At 43.9% G+C, this 19,607-nt stretch carries 10 protein-coding genes and 4 pseudogenes; 5 read left to right on the top strand and 9 right to left on the bottom strand.

What is annotated here, in order from left to right; all coding sequences use genetic code 11:
- Positions 1 to 54: 54 nt before the first annotated feature.
- The 6 genes and pseudogenes from DXA05_RS20550 to DXA05_RS20525 form a co-directional block, all read right to left on the bottom strand.
- Positions 55 to 2,196, bottom strand: coding sequence for a peptidylprolyl isomerase (locus DXA05_RS20550; RefSeq protein ID WP_074909441.1), 2,142 nt, complete (start codon positions 2,194 to 2,196; stop codon positions 55 to 57).
- 119 nt (positions 2,197 to 2,315) lie between these two features.
- Positions 2,316 to 3,571: pseudogene (locus DXA05_RS20545) on the bottom strand (hemolysin family protein).
- A 57-nt stretch (positions 3,572 to 3,628) separates the two neighbouring features.
- Positions 3,629 to 4,246, bottom strand: a complete 618-nt coding sequence (gene lptC, locus DXA05_RS20540; protein WP_008771162.1) for an LPS export ABC transporter periplasmic protein LptC — start codon at positions 4,244 to 4,246, stop codon at positions 3,629 to 3,631.
- Positions 4,247 to 4,289: 43 nt separating this feature from the next.
- Positions 4,290 to 5,615, bottom strand: a complete 1,326-nt coding sequence (locus DXA05_RS20535; protein WP_008017009.1) for a hypothetical protein — start codon at positions 5,613 to 5,615, stop codon at positions 4,290 to 4,292.
- Between the two features lie 65 nt (positions 5,616 to 5,680).
- Positions 5,681 to 6,957: pseudogene (locus DXA05_RS20530) on the bottom strand (outer membrane protein transport protein).
- A complete protein-coding gene (locus DXA05_RS20525) occupies positions 6,944 to 7,732 on the bottom strand; it encodes a type III pantothenate kinase (RefSeq protein ID WP_008020984.1) in 789 nt (262 codons plus the stop codon). The pseudogene DXA05_RS20530 and the gene DXA05_RS20525 overlap by 14 nt, the downstream one beginning before the upstream one ends.
- Positions 7,733 to 8,386: 654 nt before the next feature.
- Here DXA05_RS20525 and DXA05_RS20520 point away from each other — a divergent pair.
- The 5 genes and pseudogenes from DXA05_RS20520 to DXA05_RS20500 all read left to right on the top strand — a co-directional run bounded on the left by DXA05_RS20520 (position 8,387) and on the right by DXA05_RS20500 (position 16,517).
- On the top strand, positions 8,387 to 9,574 hold the full coding sequence (locus DXA05_RS20520; RefSeq protein WP_128859572.1) for a DUF4105 domain-containing protein: 1,188 nt from the start codon (positions 8,387 to 8,389) through the stop codon (positions 9,572 to 9,574).
- Positions 9,574 to 11,148 carry an alkaline phosphatase family protein gene (locus DXA05_RS20515; RefSeq protein ID WP_087318634.1) on the top strand — a complete coding sequence of 525 codons (1,575 nt, stop codon included), beginning with the start codon at positions 9,574 to 9,576 and terminating at the stop codon, positions 11,146 to 11,148. Before DXA05_RS20520 ends, DXA05_RS20515 begins: the two co-directional genes overlap by 1 nt.
- A gap of 197 nt (positions 11,149 to 11,345) precedes the next feature.
- Positions 11,346 to 14,662, top strand: a pseudogene (gene secA / locus DXA05_RS20510) (preprotein translocase subunit SecA).
- A 241-nt stretch (positions 14,663 to 14,903) separates the two neighbouring features.
- A pseudogene (locus DXA05_RS20505) lies at positions 14,904 to 16,009 on the top strand (DUF6340 family protein).
- Between the two features lie 61 nt (positions 16,010 to 16,070).
- The gene (locus DXA05_RS20500; protein ID WP_008020975.1) at positions 16,071 to 16,517 is read left to right on the top strand and encodes a hypothetical protein; all 447 of its coding nucleotides are present in this window, start codon (positions 16,071 to 16,073) and stop codon (positions 16,515 to 16,517) included.
- Positions 16,518 to 16,649: 132 nt separating this feature from the next.
- Here the strand turns inward: DXA05_RS20500 and DXA05_RS27975 are convergent, their stop codons facing one another.
- The 3 genes from DXA05_RS27975 to DXA05_RS20490 are packed head-to-tail and all read right to left on the bottom strand — an operon-like array spanning position 16,650 to position 19,605.
- Positions 16,650 to 17,804: a DUF5689 domain-containing protein gene (locus DXA05_RS27975; protein WP_284515643.1), complete on the bottom strand. Its 1,155-nt coding sequence runs from the start codon at positions 17,802 to 17,804 to the stop codon at positions 16,650 to 16,652.
- A complete protein-coding gene (locus DXA05_RS27970; protein ID WP_284515642.1) occupies positions 17,747 to 18,655 on the bottom strand; it encodes a hypothetical protein in 909 nt (302 codons plus the stop codon). Before DXA05_RS27970 ends, DXA05_RS27975 begins: the two co-directional genes overlap by 58 nt.
- Positions 18,656 to 18,660: 5 nt before the next feature.
- The gene (locus DXA05_RS20490; RefSeq protein ID WP_284515641.1) at positions 18,661 to 19,605 is read right to left on the bottom strand and encodes a hypothetical protein; all 945 of its coding nucleotides are present in this window, start codon (positions 19,603 to 19,605) and stop codon (positions 18,661 to 18,663) included.
- Between the last annotated feature and the right edge of the window lie 2 nt (positions 19,606 to 19,607).

Below are 19,607 nucleotides of genomic sequence, written 5' to 3'. Positions count from 1 at the left end.
TAAACCGCGTAAATCCGTGTAATCCGTGCCTAATATCTATTACTTGCTACTTGTTTAGAAGAACAAGAAGCGTGTATCTTTTACGTTTGCTTTCAGATACAAATCATTCATCAGACGGCTGGCAAAACGTGCGTGCATGTTAGTCAGCGTAGCTTCTTCTGCTTTTGCGTCGAATGTTTCGTTCAGTTTGTCCTTGCCGTATACCTGCAATACAAATACTCCGGCATTACCTTTGATAGGAGCGCTCAACTGATTTACTTCAGCTGCAGAAGCATAAGCACCTACCAGCGGTTCGCTGCTGCGCAATGCTGATACGTATGCAGGAGCTGCAAAAGTAACCATCTTCAAAGAGTCGCTGACTGCATTAGTCATCTCTTTGTACTGGTTGAATGAAGTTGCATTGGCAGCTTTCATGTCAGCCATAATCTTTTCAGCTTTCTTATCTTTTACGATTTCAGCTCTCAACTGATCCTGTACTGCTTTCAACGGACGATATCCCTCCGGCTTAATGCCTACCAGACCTACTACCATCATGTGATCGCTTTCGCCACATTCGTACAAGCCGGAAACATCACCCGGTTTTGCTTTATCAAATGTCCATCTCAACGCTTCTTTTGTACCTCTTACACCACCGATATTGTGTTCAGAGCTGCTCAAATCCATTCTGTCGAGCAGTCTGTAGCCGGCTTCTTCAGCGTTAGCTACCATCTTTTCTACACTAGGATTAGCTGCGATAAACTGGCTGAAATCATTATAAGCACGGTTATAAGTTTCTTTGCTGAACTCTACTTCACGTTTGATAACAGCTACTTTATATTTGTCTTTTACAGATTTCTTGTTCGTTACCTGAAGAATTACGTTTGCTTGTCCCATCGGCAAGTTCACCAGTTCGTTCACACCTGCATTGTTGATAGCAGAGATGAATTTCAGGTTATCACCGTCTATCTGTGCACCTTCGTACTGTGCAGAAGTTAGCCAGTTTGCATCACCAGTCTGACCATATTTCTTTGCCAGATCAGCAAAGTTAGCACCACCTTTGATCGCGTTGTAGATACTATCAGCCAATGTCTTTGTCTTCACAGCATCTTCTGCGTATACCTGAATCTGACGGAATTCGACAGAGTCGGCAGCAGCAGCTTTAGCTACAATTTTGAAAGAGTTGATTGTATTGTCGGCACCGTTATAGTAAGGACCATAAATAGTACCTACCGAAGCAGAGTCCAAACGGGCAACTACATCTGACGGAAAAGCTGTTTTGTTATAGAACAAGTCTACATAAGGAGCTTCCGAGCCAGTCGAACGGATGAAAGAAGTATAATCTTCCGTAGTAGTAGCCAACTGTTCAGTAGCTTCGTCCACTTCTTTCTGGATAGCAGCTCTGTCTTCAGCACTTGCAGTCACTTGTACATCAATGTACTTGATGTCACGAGTTTCCTGATATTGCTTGAATTGTTCTTTCTTCTTGTTATACAAGTCTTTCAGTTCCGATTCTTTCACTACGATTGTAGAGTCCACTACAGAAGAGTAAGGAATACCAGCCATCAACACGTTGTACTGGTTCACTCTTGCGTCGAAAGCGTCCTGTGCTTCCACCGGATTGGAAAGAAGAGCTTTAGACACCAATGCCTGATACTTTTCTGCCAGACGGCTCTCGATCAGAGTTTTCTGAATGAAAGACCAGTATTTATACATGTTATTGTATTGTTCAGCATACTGTGCCGGCATTTGTGATTCGCTCATCTTGGCATATTCCACGAGGAACTTGTTCAACATATCCTTGTCGAAGTTTCCTGTTTGCGGATTCTGGAAAGGAGTTTGTCTCAACAAAGGATGAACGCCTGCTTTCAGGATGTCCTGGATTTCAGCAGCAGAAACAGTCAGTCCCAGTGCTTTTGCTTCTTTTTCGATCAGTTTATTGTTTACGTAGGAACGCCATACTTCATCGCGCACCTGATTGGTTTGTTCGTCATTCAAGGCGGTCACCCCACGCATGAGTTTCACCACTTCGGTATATTCTTCTACCAAATTCTGATACTCTTGAGCGGAAAGAGCGTCTCCGTTCACCTCACCTACGTCATGTGCCTGATGCGGCTGCATCACTTTCCATGCGTCACCCGCAATGAAAGCAAACAGCGCCAAGCCGATAACAATCACCAATAGAGGTCCTTTCGACCTAATGTTTTGTAACGTTGCCATTTTGATTAATACGATTTATGTTTATTATTATTTCTTTCTTTTGTCGTTTTAGCGCACGAAGATACAAAAAATGCTAATATGCATCTATTTATTGGCTAAAAATTTCTTGATTATCGTCATTATTCCAAGACTTTTAATCGCACGAGTTCTATTTTTGTCGCTGTGACCTTAATTATCTTGAATTGATAACGTCCTACCCGGACACTTCATGCAACTTCGGGAAGCTCTGATATTGGTTCAGGATCAACCCTCCTACTGTCAGATAATCATCCGACTCGGGCAAGTCGAGTCCGTACGTCTCATTGACTTTTTCTATCTCCAGGCGGGCGGACAACACATACTCGCGTTCGTCGATTTGCTTGCTGATATAGGAAGTGTTATCGTGTTCGTCTTCTATATCTCCAAAGATTTCTTCAACGAGGTCTTCCAGAGACACGATGCCGGACGTACCGCCAAATTCATCCACCACTACGGCAATCGTTTTCTTTTGCTGCATGAAGAGTTTCATCAGTTTATGAGCGGACATGGTTTCGGGCACAATCGGCACTTGTTTCACATTCTCATGCCAGTTTTTCGGGGCACGGAACATTTCCGACGAATGGATATAACCGACTACGTTGTCGATATTCCCGTCATACACGATTATCTTGGAGATTCCGGATTCTATGAAGCGGCTTTTCAGCTCGTCCAGCGAAGTAGTCAAATCAACAGCCACCACTTCGGTACGGGGAACGATGCAGTCGCGGATTTTTATGTTCGAGAAGTCGAGGGCGTTCTGGAAGATTTTCACTTCCGTGTCCAACTCTTCTTCATTTTCGGCATTATCAATGCTGCTTTGTACGAAGTAATCGAGGTCGACTTTTCCAAAAGCTCTGTCGGACGCATCCTTATTAACCTTCATTCCAAAGAGGCGAAGGAAGATACAAGACAAGCCGGAGGCTAATTTGGAGATGGGATAGAGAACCACATAACAAACAATAAGCGGAATGGCAAAAACATTCAAAACCAGATTGGGATTGATTTTGAAGATTGTTTTCGGCAAAAACTCTCCGGTCACCAGAATAATCAGGGTAGAAATAACGGTCTGCGCCAACACCATCAGGAAATGATTGTCAATGAATCCCGCCAGCAGATTGTCGCCGATAATCTGTGCCATCAGAATACCATAGATAACCAGTGCGATATTATTCCCCACCAGCATGGTAGAGATAAATTCATTCGGGTTCTTGAAGAAGATAGAAAGGATGCGGGACGTAATTCCCCCCTTGCGTTCCATCTCAAAACGCAGTTTGTCTACCGACACAAAGGCAATCTCCACTCCTGAAAAGAAAGCGGAAAAGACCATGGTGATAATTAGAGAGATATAAATATTCATAAGTTTTGATTTACGATCAGACGATTTACGAGGTACGGTACAATGATATGACTTCGCCTATTTCGCAGCATCTTTATTCACTGAATCCGGCAGTGCTTTTGTTTCCGGTTGGGGCGGACCGCTACTCGCTTCCTCGTCCACATAGAAAATACCTTCAATATTACGAATGGTATATATAGTCATTTGCTGGTTCGAGTCGAAGCCGTGTCCTGTGATAATTCTGTCCGGTTGCTGAATACGTATAAACTTGTCGGAATACACTTTTTGAGTGGCCTCATTCCAGTAGAGCAGTTCGGTATTAAAACGCTCTCCTTTGCGGTTCTGTATATCCACATTCCCTATCAGCTTCCAAAGTCTTTCTTTGTCATAATAATAGGCAGTATCTGCCTTAATACTGGCTTCTACATTAAAGATAGAGTCGAACTGCTCCATATACACACCTTTTTCAAACGCCCAATACGAAGGCTTTTTACGGTCGTACATCATCCACTCTTCCGTGTTCACCCTATAACGTGTCACTCCGGAATCGGAAATAAGGGTAGTAACTCCCAATGTGGTCATCACCGGAAGAGAATCACGTTCTGTGATAGCCTCTCCCATAGCTTTCTGTTTTCCGCCACAGGAAGATAATAAAAGAAGCATAACAACCACCCCGAAGGTGATTGTTATGCTCATGCTTTTATGCAACAAACGGTTTCTTCGTTTTCGCAACATACGGTTATCTAATCGTTGTAGTCTCTCCTATCCAACCGCCGATAGTGATGCGGTCGCCTTGCTTGTAACCTAACATAAACAGGTCTTTAGCTTGTGGAGTATGACCAGAATATCTACCGATCAAGCTGTTAGCTTCTTCAGCTACGCTCGGATCTACTTGTTTTGCACGTTGAAGTTTGTCGATTACTGCAAAGTAAGTACACTTGTTCAAAGCTGACTCGTCGCTCCAGTTAGGACTCATTGCATACAGATTGGCAATCAGGATATATGGAGCACCATAGTTTTCGTTGAACCCGATAGCTTTCTGACAATATGCTCTTGCTTGAGACAGTTTTTTAGCAGAAGCCAATACCGCTGCGGCAGCGTATGCTTTTTCAGCTTTCTTCACGTTGTCAGTTTCCAATCCAATGGCTTCGTCGAAGAATTTGACAGCACCGTCGATGTCACCTTTCTTAAATGCTTGGTAAGCACATCCGGTAGCGGCATCTGCACTAGGTTCTATCTTGTACACATAGAAAGCAGCCTGTTGATAAGCTTCGCTTTCCGTACATCTCATCATTTTCATGATGTCGATTACTTTCTTCAAGTAAGCCAGGTCTGTTTGGTTAGCTTCTACTTTCGGTCCATAGATGTTTTGCAGTGATTCGCAATCAGCTGTTCCGCTGTTTACAAACAAAGCAACCAGATTATCTTTGATACCTTGCAAGTTTTTCTTCTTTGCTTCGTTCGTTTCAGCAGCAATAGCAGCATCAGCATATTCAGAAGCAGCCAGATAATCCTGAATGAATTGTTCCTTATGGTTAGGATCTGTTTTCAGTTTATCCAAAGACATTTGCAGGAAATAGAAGATAGTAGCGGCAGCAGATTCAGCTTTTACTGCATTTACCGACTGGCTCAACCATTGATAAGCCTGATTAACATCAATTTTCGGAGCGAAAGCGATGTAATCTACTGCTTTGATACCCAGAGCTTCATCAGCAGAAGACACTTTTGTACCTTTAGCCAAGAACTCATCTGTGTATTTGATACGCAAATCATGCGTATTCATCAGTTCATCAAAATATTTCTGATATTCCGGATTATTCCTATCCTTGATTTGTCCCATCAAGCCTTTCAGAATTTTATATCCGTCAGTAAATGTATAGAAACGAAGCGTCGGGCAGTTTTCCAACACAGCTTTCCAAGGAGTATACGCATCTTTAAAGTTACCTGCACGCACAGCTTCATGCGAGATACTACTGTTCGAGTTACAGTTAGTCGCATCCTGTGCTACCACAGTGGTTGCCCCTGCCGAAAGGAACAACATAGCCACAAGCGTTTTAATTTTCATTGTATCTAAATTTTAGTTGTTATTATTATAGTCGTCTATTCTTTCTCTTCTTACATTCATCTCAATTACTCTACTCTGCGCTTGAAGAACCAACGTTCGTTGAACGTCAATCCGATGCTAACGCGGAAGATATTTTCGTTTACAAAGGTCGATTCCTGTCCACTTACACGAACAAACTGTCCGCTGATGCTAAGGATGGAACGGGAACGAGGCACAGGTAGACCGAAACCGGCAGTTACGCCATATTCGCGGGCTGCGTCTTTACCGCCAATCTTATAATACGGAGTCGTATAATAAGCTCCCAAACGATATTTGATGTGGGATAAATAGGAACGTCCAATCAAATTGGGAATATATTCCGCACCCACTGATATTTTATGACGGTCGCAATACGTGTATGTTTCATCAAAATCTTCACGTACAGCATCATCTGATGTATTTACGCCAAACTTAGCTTTTGACCACTGCTGCAAACTATAATCCAGACCGACAGTCAAACGTTTGTCATAGTTATATGTAAAGCCGACGCCAAAAGTATTAGGCAATTCAAGCGTAGCATCCCAATCCTGACTGACAGTTGAGCTAGCTTGCGTCGTTACTGTATAATCATTATTCAGTTTATGCTTCGGAGATATACTGCTCCGATAGTGGCTGAATGTTTTTTGTTAAATTCTTGCGTATATTGCAATCCAAAATCCAGTTTATAATCCGACACTGACACAGCATTCTGCCTAATGTAAGAATAAGCAGAAGCGGTATTCGGATAAAGCTGCGTCAACGAGCGGGTTATGTCTCCCCAAAAATAAGAAGCATTCACACCAACAGACAGGTTTTTCAAGACTTTTACACCCGCACCAACATACAGTTGATGTAAACCTCCCTCACCAGTAAGGCTTTTCGTGCTATACGGTGAAGTTTCTGTAGCCTCATTGCTTTCCGATACAGAATATCCCACATTGGAGAACGGCAACAGACCGATACTCATCGCTACCCTCGGATGCAAACGAAATTGCATAGCCAGATAGTCGAAGCTAGAGTTTTTAGCGTTCAGTTTCACACCACCGCCACTAATATTCATATTTTGCAGACTAACGCCTCCTTCAAAAATAAACGTCAACGAGTCAATGGCTGTATACGAAGCAGGATTCAGCGGATTGATCTGTGCTCCATCCCGAAGTCCAAAAGCAATTCCCCCCATCGCCTTGCTATTCCCGAAACTCTGATCGGACAAGTCGCCATAGCCATATCGTGTATAAGGAGAGTTTGTATTATTTTGAGCGATTGCCATTCCGGTAACCATCGTGAGCAAAAGCGCACAAAGTGTGTGTTTAAATCCTACCATTATTATAGTTTAAAATTCTATTTAATCCTTTCAACACTAAAAATCTATCTGCAAAGATGATACTTTTTACGCTGCTATCAAAAGAAAAATCATCTCCGCCCGTTAAAAAAACCAAAAGTTCAGGATATTTATGCTTCATAGACTCAATATAACCTGAAATTTCGTATTCCATCCCTTTCATCACTCCGGCGCGTATAGCCGTTTCGGTGTCCCGTCCCATCGGGAGTTTGCGCCCGTTGGTGTCTACCAGAGGCAAACGTCCCGTAAACTGATGCAGTGCCTTGAAACGCATCTGCATACCGGGAGAAATATTACCGCCATGATACTGGCCTTTTGAGTCGATAAACTCGTAAGTAATGCAAGTTCCCGCATCAATCACCAATATATCCCGATGAGGAAACTGCTCATTAGCACCCACTACGGCAGCCATACGATCATATCCCAATGTTTCGGGAGTTTCGTACAGGTTGACAACCGGAAGCGGAGTCTGATGATTGAGCCAGAGCAAAGGAAACGGCAAAGCGGCCAAATCAGCTAAAACCTTTTCGTTTAGATCAATGACAGTAGCCACGATTCCCTGTTCAACCGGATATTGAGAACAAAGAGCTTTCAAGCAACCTAGAGACTGATTGGATTCAGCTACTACATCCACCATTTCTCCGCCGTCGAAGAAAGCAATCTTTGCCTTTGTATTTCCTATGTCGATTATTAAATTCAAATCTTTTGGTTCTTTAGCGGGCGCAAAGGTAAAGTAAAAAAAGAAAAGTTGAAGCATAGAAGAGGAATTATCTTCTTTTTTCATTTTAGAAATCCCCCAAAAACAAAAATATCGAACTATCTATTTTTAAATAGATCAATTATCTTTTATTGTTTATTATGTGTTCCACTTTGCGTTCGGCAGTCCTTTTTCATTACATCATAAACAGCTAATAAGCAATAGATTACAAGAGAAAAACAGCGTTCCACAAAGCGTTGCGCTATTTTGTAATCAATTTTCCGTTCCAACAGAAACATTATTTCATCCAAACAGAGGCTCCGTTTTATCTCATCTAAAGGCAAATTTCCTGAATCATCTTCATTTTTTCATTCACAAAACACAGAAAAAGTGTGTTGAGCGAACTATATTATATAGATTATTATATTTTAGTATTTATATATGTTCGGTTGGTGGTTCGCCTACTTTTTTCCGAGCGTTGCAAACGCATGACAGACAAGCAGTTGAGCCACCTTCAGGGGGTGTTCGTTTGGCTGTTCGATTTTTTAGTCCCCAAATAGAGGCTCTATTTGAGGGAAACAGAGCCTCTGTTTAAGCCATATAGAGCCTCTGTTTGTATGAAATAGAGACTCTATTCCGATAAAACAGAACCACCGTTTTCCCGAATCCAACAATTCTTCCTATATTTGCCACCAAAATAAAACGAGCCTGCTAATGAAACGGTTTTTCTTATATACAATCCTCTCCTTCTTCCTGCTGCTTCCGTCCGCCGGACAAGCACCTGCCAACAGCAACGACTCCATCCGCTTGAGCTTGTTGACTTGCGCTCCCGGAGAAGAAATATATTCCCTGTTCGGACACACTGCCATCCGCTATGAAAATCCGTCACAAGGGATTGACGCTGTGTTCAATTACGGATTATTCAGTTTCAACACTCCTAACTTCATCTTCCGCTTCTCGCTCGGAGAAACCGATTACCAACTGGGAGTAACGGATTATGAGCATTTTGCGGCTGAATACGCATTCTACGGACGCAGCGTGTGGCAGCAGACACTGAACCTGACTGATGAAGAGAAAACAGAACTAATCCAGTTATTACAAGAAAATTATCGCCCGGAAAACCGGGTGTACCGCTATAATTTCTTTTACGACAATTGCGCCACCCGTCCCCGGGACAAGATAGAAGAAAGCATTGCAGGAAAGGTGGTTTATCCGACGGAACCGCAGGATGGTTCGCGCACTTTCCGCGACATCGTACATCAATATTGCAAAGGACATCCGTGGGCGCGTTTCGGCATCGACCTCTGCATCGGAAGCGAAGCCGACCAGCCCATCACACAACGGCAAATGATGTTTGCCCCCTTCTATCTGATGGATGCTTTCGACGGCGCACAGATTTCCACAGATACCTATTCCCGTCCGCTTGTCAAAACCAACGAACTGATAATCGACGTCACTCCCGAACCGGATGAAAGCGGCTGGATGCCCACTCCTCTCCAATGCTCGTTGCTTTTATTTATACTGACAGCCGCCGCCACGATCTATGGCATCCGCCGGAGAACCGGATTATGGGGGATCGACCTTGTTCTTTTTGGCATGGCAGGTATCGTGGGATGCGTCCTCGCCTTCCTCGCCCTCTTCTCCCAACACCCGGCAGTCAGCTCCAATTTCCTGTTATTGGTTTTCCATCCGGGGCAACTTCTTTTCCTTCCCTACATCGTATATTGTGTCCGAAAAGGGAAGAAATGCTGGTACTTGACCTTGAATCTGGTCGTTTTAACACTTTTTATAGTGCTTTTTCCTGTAATTCCGCAAAGATTTGACTTTGCTGTTGTACCTTTGGCACTCGTTTTGCTGATACGTTCAGCAAGCAATCTGATTGTGACATCTAAAAAGAAATAATGAAAGGACTACTAACTTCCCTCATCACCGTACTGACTTTCACCGGGCTACAAGCCCAGTCACTGCCTTCCGCCCCTAAATTAGTGGTAGGGCTGACTATCGACCAACTGCGTACGGACTATCTGGAAGCGTTTTCGTCACTCTACGGCGAGAAAGGCTTCAAACGTCTTTGGAAAGAGGGAAGAGTGTTCCATAACGCCGAATATACTTTCTGCGGCGTAGACCGTGCTTCTGCCATCGCAGCTATTTACAGCGGCACGACGCCTTCCATGAACGGAATCATCTCCCAACGATGGATGGACGCCTCTACCCTTCGCCCCGTCAACAGTACGGACGATACCGAATTCATGGGATATTACACCGACCAAACGGCCGCACCCACCAAATTACTGACTTCCACCATTGCCGACGAGCTTAAAATAGCTACTCAAGGCAAAGGACTCGTATATGCCATCGCCCCCGATTGCGATGCCGCGCTTTTCGCAGCCGGACATGCCGGAAACGGTGCTTTCTGGCTCAATCCCAACACCGGAAAATGGAGCGGAACGACCTATTATGGAGAATTTCCGTGGTGGGCAAGCCAATACAATGACCGGCAGGCGATTGATTTCCGTATTGCGGGTATGACATGGGAACCGGTATTCCCCCGTGGCATGTACACTTTTCTGCCAGATTGGCGGGATATACTCTTCAAATATAAATTTGATGACGACCGTAACAATAAGTACAGACGCTTCATCGCCAGCCCTTTTGTGAATGACGAAGTGAACGCACTTGCCGAAGAAGCATTGAACAAAAGCTCCATCGGCATGGATGACATTACTGACTTATTGGCACTCACTTATTATGCAGGAAACTACGCACATAAATCCGTACAGGAATGTGCCATGGAAATACAAGACACCTACGTGCGTCTCGACCGCAGCATCGAAAACCTGCTCGAAGCGCTCGACAAGAAAGTAGGACTACAAAACGTGCTTATTTTCGTCACTTCCACCGGATATACGGACAGCGAATCGGCTGACTCGGGATTGTACAAGATTCCCGGCGGAGAGTTTTATCTCAACCGTTGTGCCGCCCTATTGAATATGTACCTGATGGCTACGTATGGCGAAGGAAAGTATGTGGAAGCTCACCACAACCAGCAGATTTATCTGAATCATAAATTGCTGGAAAAGAAGGAACTGAATCTGGCAGAGATCCAACAAAAGTCAGCAGAATTCCTGATGCAGTTCAGCGGAGTGAACGAAGCCTATTCAGCCAACCGGCTGTTGCTGGGTTCATGGACGCCGGAAATTCATAAAATACGCAACGGCTACCACCGCAAACGTTCGGGCGACCTCGTAATCGACGTCCTTCCCGGATGGACCATCGTCAACGAGAACGGCGGCGAAAACAAAGTGGTACGTCATTCTTATATCCCTTCACCGCTGATTTTCATGGGACATTCCGTAAAACCGGCCATTATCCAGACACCTGTAACCATTGAACATATTGCGCCCACACTGGCACATTTCATGCGCATCCGGGCTCCCAATGCCTGTACTTCTGCTCCTATTACCGACCTACGGTAAAAATTTACTCACAAAAACAGGGAGCAAAACATAAATAAATCAGCATTTTAATGTAACTTTGCGGAGATTATTCGCCACAAATCCCACAGATTCACACAGATTAAAAAGAAAGATCCGTGTTCTATATGAAAAAATCTGTGTAAATCCGTGAAATCTGTGGTGCAGAAAAAGATAAATAATAAACTAAATAATATAACATGGGATTTAATGAATTTTTAAGCTCGATTTTCGGAAACAAATCCACACGAGACATGAAAGAAATCAAGCCCTGGGTGGAAAAGATCAAAGCTGCCTACCCGGAGGTTGAGAAACTGGACAACGACGCCCTCCGTGCCAAAACGGAAGAACTCAAAAAATATATCCATGAATCGCTACCGCCGAACGTGCGAAAGTGGAAGAGTTGAAGGCAAGCATCGAGACACTGGAACTGGAAGACCGCGAAGAAGTCTTCGCACAAATCGATAAGACAGAAAAAGAAATTCTGGAGAAATATGAAAAAGCACTGGACGAAGTACTGCCCGTTGCTTTTTCTATCGTGAAAGCCACTGCCAAACGTTTCACAGAAAATGAAGAAATTGTTGTTACCGCTACGGATTTTGACCGCCAACTGGCTGCAACGAAAGACTTTGTACGCATCGAAGGCGACAAGGCCATCTATCAGAATCACTGGATAGCCGGTGGAAACGATACGGTATGGAACATGGTTCACTACGACGTACAGCTTTTTGGTGGTGTCGTTCTGCACAAAGGTAAGATTGCGGAAATGGCAACCGGTGAAGGTAAAACATTGGTGGCTACCCTCCCGGTATTCCTCAACGCACTAACCGGAAACGGTGTGCACGTGGTTACCGTGAATGATTACCTCGCCAAACGTGACTCCGAATGGATGGGACCTCTTTATATGTTCCACGGATTGAGCGTGGATTGTATCGACCGCCATCAACCGAACTCCGACGCACGCCGTCAGGCATACCTGGCAGACATCACGTTCGGTACGAACAACGAATTTGGTTTCGACTACCTGCGTGACAACATGGCTATCAGCCCGAAAGACCTTGTACAACGTCAGCACAACTATGCCATCGTCGATGAGGTCGACTCGGTATTGATTGACGACGCCCGTACTCCGTTGATTATCTCCGGTCCTGTACCGAAAGGCGACGACCAATTGTTCGAGCAACTCCGTCCGTTAGTAGAACGTCTGGTAGAAGCACAGAAAGTATTGGCTACCAAATATCTCTCCGAAGCTAAGAAACTGATCGCATCCAACGATAAGAAAGAGGTGGAAGAAGGATTCCTCGCTTTATACCGCAGCCACAAGGCATTGCCGAAAAACAAGGCTTTGATTAAGTTCCTTAGTGAACAGGGTATCAAGGCAGGTATGCTCAAGACGGAAGAAATCTACATGGAACAGAACAACAAGCGTATGCATGAAGTTACTGATCCGCTGTATTTCGTAATCGACGAGAAACTGAATAGTGTAGACCTGACAGACAAGGGTGTAGACCTGATTACCGGTAACTCTGAAGACCCGACATTGTTCGTTCTTCCGGACATCGCCGGACAACTTTCGGAACTGGAAAACCAACATCTGACTAACGAGCAACTGCTTGAAAAGAAAGATGAACTTCTGACAAACTATGCCATCAAATCGGAACGTGTACACACCATCAACCAGTTGTTGAAGGCTTACACCATGTTCGAGAAAGATGATGAATATGTAGTGATCGACGGACAGGTGAAGATTGTAGACGAACAGACAGGCCGTATCATGGAAGGTCGCCGCTACTCTGACGGATTGCACCAGGCTATCGAAGCCAAGGAACGTGTGAAAGTGGAAGCTGCTACGCAGACCTTTGCAACGATTACTTTGCAGAACTACTTCCGTATGTATCACAAACTGTCCGGTATGACCGGTACTGCTGAAACGGAAGCAGGCGAACTTTGGGATATCTACAAATTGGACGTAGTCGTGATCCCGACCAACCGTCCGATTGCAAGAAAGGATATGAACGACCGCGTTTACAAGACGAAACGCGAAAAGTATAAAGCTGTTATCGAGGAAATCGAAAAATTGGTTCAGGCAGGACGTCCGGTATTGGTGGGTACTACCTCGGTAGAAATCTCCGAAATGTTGAGCAAAATGCTTACCATGCGTAAGATTGAGCACAAGGTATTGAACGCCAAACTGCACCAGAAAGAAGCGGACATCGTTGCTACTGCCGGTTTGAGCGGAACAGTAACCATTGCTACCAATATGGCTGGTCGTGGTACCGACATCAAGTTAAGTCCGGAAGTGAAAGCTGCGGGCGGTTTGGCCATCATCGGTACGGAACGTCACGAATCCCGTCGTGTAGACCGCCAGTTGCGTGGTCGTGCAGGACGTCAGGGTGACCCGGGTTCTTCTATATTCTTTGTGTCACTGGAAGATGATTTGATGCGTCTGTTCTCCTCCGACCGTATCGCCAGCGTAATGGACAAACTTGGTTTCCAGGAAGGCGAAATGATCGAGCACAAGATGATTTCCAACTCTATCGAACGTGCCCAGAAGAAGGTGGAAGAAAACAACTTCGGTATTCGTAAACGTCTGTTGGAATATGACGACGTGATGAACAAGCAGCGTACAGTGGTTTACACCAAACGCCGCCACGCTTTGATGGGTGAACGTATCGGTATGGACATCGTGAACATGATTTGGGACCGTTGTGCCAATGCTATCGAAAACAATGATTATGAAGGCTGCCAAATGGAACTGCTTCAGACATTGGCGATGGAAACTCCGTTCACTGAAGAAGAATTCCGTAACGAGAAGAAAGAAAAGTTGGCCGAAAAGACTTTCAACATTGCGATGGATAACTTCAAACGCAAAACTGAACGTCTGGCACAGATCGCTAATCCGGTTATCAAACAGGTATATGAAAATCAGGGACACATGTACGAAAACATCCTGATTCCTATTACAGACGGTAAACGAATGTATAATATCTCTTGTAACCTGAAAGCGGCTTACGAATCGGAATCTAAAGAAGTGGTGAAATCGTTCGAGAAATCAATCCTGCTCCACGTTATCGACGAAGCATGGAAAGAAAACCTCCGCGAACTGGACGAACTGAAACATTCCGTACAGAACGCAAGCTACGAACAGAAAGACCCGCTGTTGATTTATAAACTGGAATCTGTGACTTTGTTCGACGCCATGGTGAACAAGATCAACAACCAGACTATATCTATCTTGATGCGTGGACAAATTCCTGTACAGGAAGCTCCGGACGAACAGGCTGCCCGTCGTGTGGAAGTGCGTCAGGCTGCTCCTGAACAACGTCAGGATATGAGCAAGTATCGCGAAAACAAGCAGGACTTGAGTGATCCGAACCAACAGGCTGCTGCCAGCCAGGATACTCGTGAACAGCAGAAACGTGAACCCATCCGTGCAGAAAAGACTGTAGGACGTAACGATCCTTGCCCATGCGGAAGCGGCAAGAAGTATAAGAACTGTCACGGTAAAAACCTTTAAGAAGTTGAGAAGGGAGAGTTGAGAGTTGAGAGTTAAAAGTTGGGTAAGTAGGAGTTTCTATTTCTTTGCGCTCATTTTTGAATCAGCTTCGCTCAAAAGCCTTATTTAATTTTTAACATTAAGGTATAATCTCAAGTTTCAATACACAAAAGAAAGTCTCAAACGGTTAAAAACTGTTTGAGACTTTCTTTTATTCCTCCAAAATTGTACTTTTGTTCAAATTACTAAATAGAACAAAACTATGGCAAAATCTTATTCACTGGCTTTCGTCACTATCTTCCTGCTGACACTGGGCAGCTGTCAGAGTTTGGAACAGATTTCCATTGATTATCTGCAACCTGCCGACTTGAGCTTTCCTCCGCAACTCCGGAAAGTAGCTATCGTGAATAACACCAGCAATATCCCGGATAACAAACTAATAACAACGACTGAAAAGATCAAAGAAGGTACACCACTGGTAAATCGTGCAACGCATACGCCAATGGAGATCCCAAGATTGCCACCGAATCACTGGCTGAAGAAATCGCACATCAGAATTATTTTGAAGAAGTAGTCATCTGTGACTCTGCTTTGCGGGCAAATGATAAACTAGCCCGCGAAAGTACATTGAGCCAGGAGGAAGTCCGTCAGTTAGCCTCTAGTTTGGGAGTGGATTTTATCATTGCACTGGAAAATCTGCAACTCAAAGCAACTAAATCTGTCCGTTTTCTGAATGAGTTCAACTGTTTTCAAGGAGCAGTAGACGTAAAAGTATATCCCACGGTGAAAGTGTATCTTCCCGAACGTAGCCGCCCGATGACTACGCTCCATCCTAATGATAGCATCTTTTGGGAAGAGTTTGGAGGTACTGCCGTAGAAGCTGCCACTCGTATGATTCGCGACAAACAAATGCTGGAGGAAGCGGCGGTATTTGCAGGGACAGTTCCGGTGAAATATCTCGTCCCTATGTGGAAAAAAGGAACACGGTATCTGTATACCGGAGGTTCGGTTCCCATGCGTGATGCTGCCATCTATGTACGCGAAAATTCATGGGACGATGCATACGAACTTTGGAACCAGGCTTTCGAAGGTACCAAGAACCAAAAGAAGAAGATGCGGGCAGCTCTCAACATAGCTGTTTATTATGAAATGAAAGATAGTCTGGCTAAAGCGGAAGAATGGGCGGAAAAAGCACAGCAACTAGCCAAGAAAATTGATAAAAAGAATATCACAGATAGTGTTCAGGCCAGCATTGACGATGTGCCGAATTATTATCTTACGTCCTTGTATTTAGCCGAATTGAAGGAGAGAAACGCTCAATTACCTAAGTTAAAATTACAAATGAGCCGATTTAATGATGATTTTTAAGGAAATTGTGTATCAAATCTTATTTTTTTTATACCTTTGAACTTATAAAAAGAAGGAACCCATGAAACTAAGCCAACAATCACTATCCATTATCGAATCGGCTATCCAAAAGGCAGTCGCTAAATATACATGTAACTGTGAACAAACAGTTGTAACCGACATCCATCTCCAACCGGACCAGACATCGGGACAACTTAATATTTACAATGATGATGATGAAGAACTGGCGAACATCATGGTCGAAGAATGGGCTACGTATGAAGGGGATGATTTCCTTGAAAGTGTGGAACCTTCTCTACGCAACATTCTTTGCAGAATGAAAGATGCCGGAGACTTCGACAAGGTGACTATCCTGAAGCCTTACTCTTTCGTTCTGGTGGACGAAGAGAAAGAAACCATAGCGGAATTGTTATTGGTGGACGATGATACGATCCTGGTGAACGATGAATTGCTGAAAGGGTTGGATAAGGAATTGGACGAGTTCTTAAAAGAGTTGTTGGAAAAATAATATACAGCATTTTTAGGATAGAGTTCGTTCAGGATTAATATAAATATCCGAAATCATTATATAAAGAGAATCGGAAGCAAGCAGGGTATTTCCTGTTGCTTCCGATTATTTTTATAGATACTTCCCTATTGATTATTTATTATATTTGATCGAGATATTAGCAAGTCGAAGCGGCATGAAGCTTGATACGCCGGACGGGAGTCGAACTGGTCGCAATCTGATACAGATATTATCGCGGTTCAATAAGGCATCCGGCAGTTTAAAATCATAGACCTTATAACCCGGAATATTTTTCTCTGTCTGCCCTCCTGCAGCCGTTCTGTCAAACTGTCCCAAGATTGTGAATTCAGAATTATCTACTTTTACCCATTCACCACTCATCGAATAAGCATATTCAACCACGGCCACAGGCCCACCTCCCCAACTTGAATTCATTTCAACCTGAAGAGAAAGTGAGGTAGAAATCCCCACTGTCGATATTTTATCTACATAGAAATATGAACTTGTAGACCATGGCCTACTATTGAAGGCTCCACCTTGCATACGACCATAATATCCATTTGTGGTATTAAGATTCATATCTCCCCGGAAATCATCCTGGAAACCTAATATGTAATCTGCATAGGTTTGCTGGAAATGCTTATTACCGTCTTTATTAAGAATAGCATTTGACTGCGATGCTTCTCCACCTGTAGGATGATACTCCGTAAATGTAGAAGCACCTATTTCTTTCCAATCGGGCACATTACAATCCCACTCCACGAGCACCGAAGTGATCTCGTTCATATCACCGATATTGATGTCCTCTCTATGAAGCGGAAGAATACACAACCGGCTTTCGGAGATGTCAAAATTGGTAAGCTTGACTTTCGCTACGATTCCGGTGATGGTTCCTGAACCTTTAGGAAGTGTCTCATGCGCATAAGGAGCATCGAGCGAAGTAAGCATATATGTATTAGAGCCGTTTTTATCTCTGATGCAGGTTGGATAGTATCTGTAGTATGCCGGGAATTTCTCCACCCAATAATTTTTATTCGCCTTACGGTCGGCAGCTCCCGGATCGGTAGTCTTGAAATTAGTAAATGCGCCTACCGGAGAGGCAATCTCGACATCTTTTAAAGTCACAAGGCTGAATACCATATTATCCGTTAGTTCTGCGATTGTTTTTTCAGGAATCGTGAAGGTGGAAAGTTCCGAACTGATTACATGGGCGGCAGTGATACCGCTAATCAGTCTGTAGGTAAAGCTGCCTCTGATTCTTCCTTTATCGTTCCATCTTTCAAACACAATGAGACTTTGGCAAATTGCGCAAATGTAATCAGAGACTCTGATTCAAATACCACTGTCTCCCCAGTCTCATTCTGAATGACATAACGATTGTTCGGGAAGTTTTTCGATGTACCAGTGGCAACGATCGTTCCTTCAATATATACATTGTTAGTAATTCCACCGACAGGATAACCATAAACGGTTGGATAGCTGACAAGTTCTGCATTCGCATATTCAGAATATGCTTGCGACAGGTTGATTGTAGTCGTGGCTTTACGTTGGTATTGATCGTCATAACTCAATACGATACTTCCTGTGCGGGGTGATTGAGAATTTGTTTCCGTATTGAAATAAAGTTTTCCGTCACTTATCCGATACTCTTTCACCCATTCCACCGTCGGCGTAATCACAATATCCGTTTCAGGCACATTGGTCGAAATATCCATATTATATTCGCCTCCTTTGGTAAAGAGTTCCATATTATCACTGGCAGGAACTATAAATGGATAACGGGATAGTTGTTTTATCTTGATTACATCCGAAGTCTTCCCATCTTTTGTAAACACACGAATATCACAGAAACGTTCGGAATCACTGATATTTTCATCATAAGTCACCGTGAAATAAGTTCTTGATGACTGGGCTCCACGTATATCTGTAGAAAACCAGGTTGATTCTGCAAAGTCTATGCGCCACTCGGTATTGGATTTCACTTCAACCTGAACCGGAGCACCTTCAGCCTGAAGAATAATCTCATTATTTGTTATTTCCAATATGCCGGCTTCATTTTCGTCAGAGCATGACGGAAACATGATAATTGCCATCACAGCCCCAAAAGCTGCCCAGGCTATTGAATCTTTAATTTTCATATTCATCAATTATTAGATTTAATTTCACCTGTTTTATATAGTATCTCATAAGCTTCATTTCGATCATTCAACACAAAGATCTGAAACTTCTCTCCTCCCGGATAAACACGTGTAACAACATGTCCGGCGGGTTTTATCTTCAAACCGTCTTCACCCAGCCTGCTCCTGTTACTGTCTACCATACCGGCAGCAAAAACCGACCGTTCACCGGCATAAAGGCTTTGAGACAGCATCCGGCTTAGCGGAGCCGGTTGAGGATGATAGTAATCCCACACGGGAATCACGTAGGCTTGCGCTTTCACTTGGGAAATGTAGGTATCACACATAGCGTCAGAGTATGCATGATGATTGGCCACTACCACATCTGTTTCGCCCAGCAATGTAGCAACAGGTGTTTCTATGTCAAACCATTCCGGCGCTTTTTCCACTCCAAGGATATCTCCGCCCGAGAAGTAATCGAAATTACCGTATGTGATACGTATTCCGCAACTGCAACGGTTCTCGTTCAACTGTTCGCTCGAAGAAGCGGTAGATGGCACAAGCTCTTTGGAAGTCGTTCCGCTGCCTGTCCAAATTTTACCGTTACCCACAATATTACGTACTTCGAACGTAGGATAGGAACCCGGAGCTTTTAATAGTTTGATTTGTGTGTTACTTCCTGTCACAAACCCTTCATTCTTTTTACCTTCCCGGTCACGAGCGGCAACATATAATTTATAGTTTGAGATATGGGCACCCGTAACTTTAGCCGCTGTCGGATAATCGTATGTAGGGTAGCCACGATCTATCAATGTGGAAATATCCAGAAGATTACCCACATGAGTTATTCCGGTAAGTTTGTAGTCCAGCCCTACTTTTTCGATTGCCAGTTTTCCATTCTGTCCGATATGGTCTGTATCGAAGTGAGTAAGCAAGGCATAATCAATAGCACCGTTATTTTTCAACGGCAATG

The organism is Bacteroides sp. AM54-2NS, assembly GCF_003602935.1.
Lineage (GTDB): Bacteria > Bacteroidota > Bacteroidia > Bacteroidales > Bacteroidaceae > Bacteroides > Bacteroides xylanisolvens.
Note: the sequence above shows the minus strand (reverse complement) of the source record. Positions and strands in the feature narration are given on the sequence as shown.

Coding starts and splice junctions, on each gene's coding strand:
- DXA05_RS20500 (WP_008020975.1), top strand. CDS start 16,071: ATGAAACTAAGCCAACAATCACTATCCATTATCGAATCGGCTATCCAA.
- DXA05_RS20525 (WP_008020984.1), bottom strand. CDS start 7,732: ATGCTTCAACTTTTCTTTTTTTACTTTACCTTTGCGCCCGCTAAAGAA.
- DXA05_RS20520 (WP_128859572.1), top strand. CDS start 8,387: ATGAAACGGTTTTTCTTATATACAATCCTCTCCTTCTTCCTGCTGCTT.
- lptC (WP_008771162.1), bottom strand. CDS start 4,246: ATGAGCATAACAATCACCTTCGGGGTGGTTGTTATGCTTCTTTTATTA.
- DXA05_RS20535 (WP_008017009.1), bottom strand. CDS start 5,615: ATGAAAATTAAAACGCTTGTGGCTATGTTGTTCCTTTCGGCAGGGGCA.
- DXA05_RS20550 (WP_074909441.1), bottom strand. CDS start 2,196: ATGGCAACGTTACAAAACATTAGGTCGAAAGGACCTCTATTGGTGATT.
- DXA05_RS20515 (WP_087318634.1), top strand. CDS start 9,574: ATGAAAGGACTACTAACTTCCCTCATCACCGTACTGACTTTCACCGGG.
- DXA05_RS27970 (WP_284515642.1), bottom strand. CDS start 18,655: ATGAAAATTAAAGATTCAATAGCCTGGGCAGCTTTTGGGGCTGTGATG.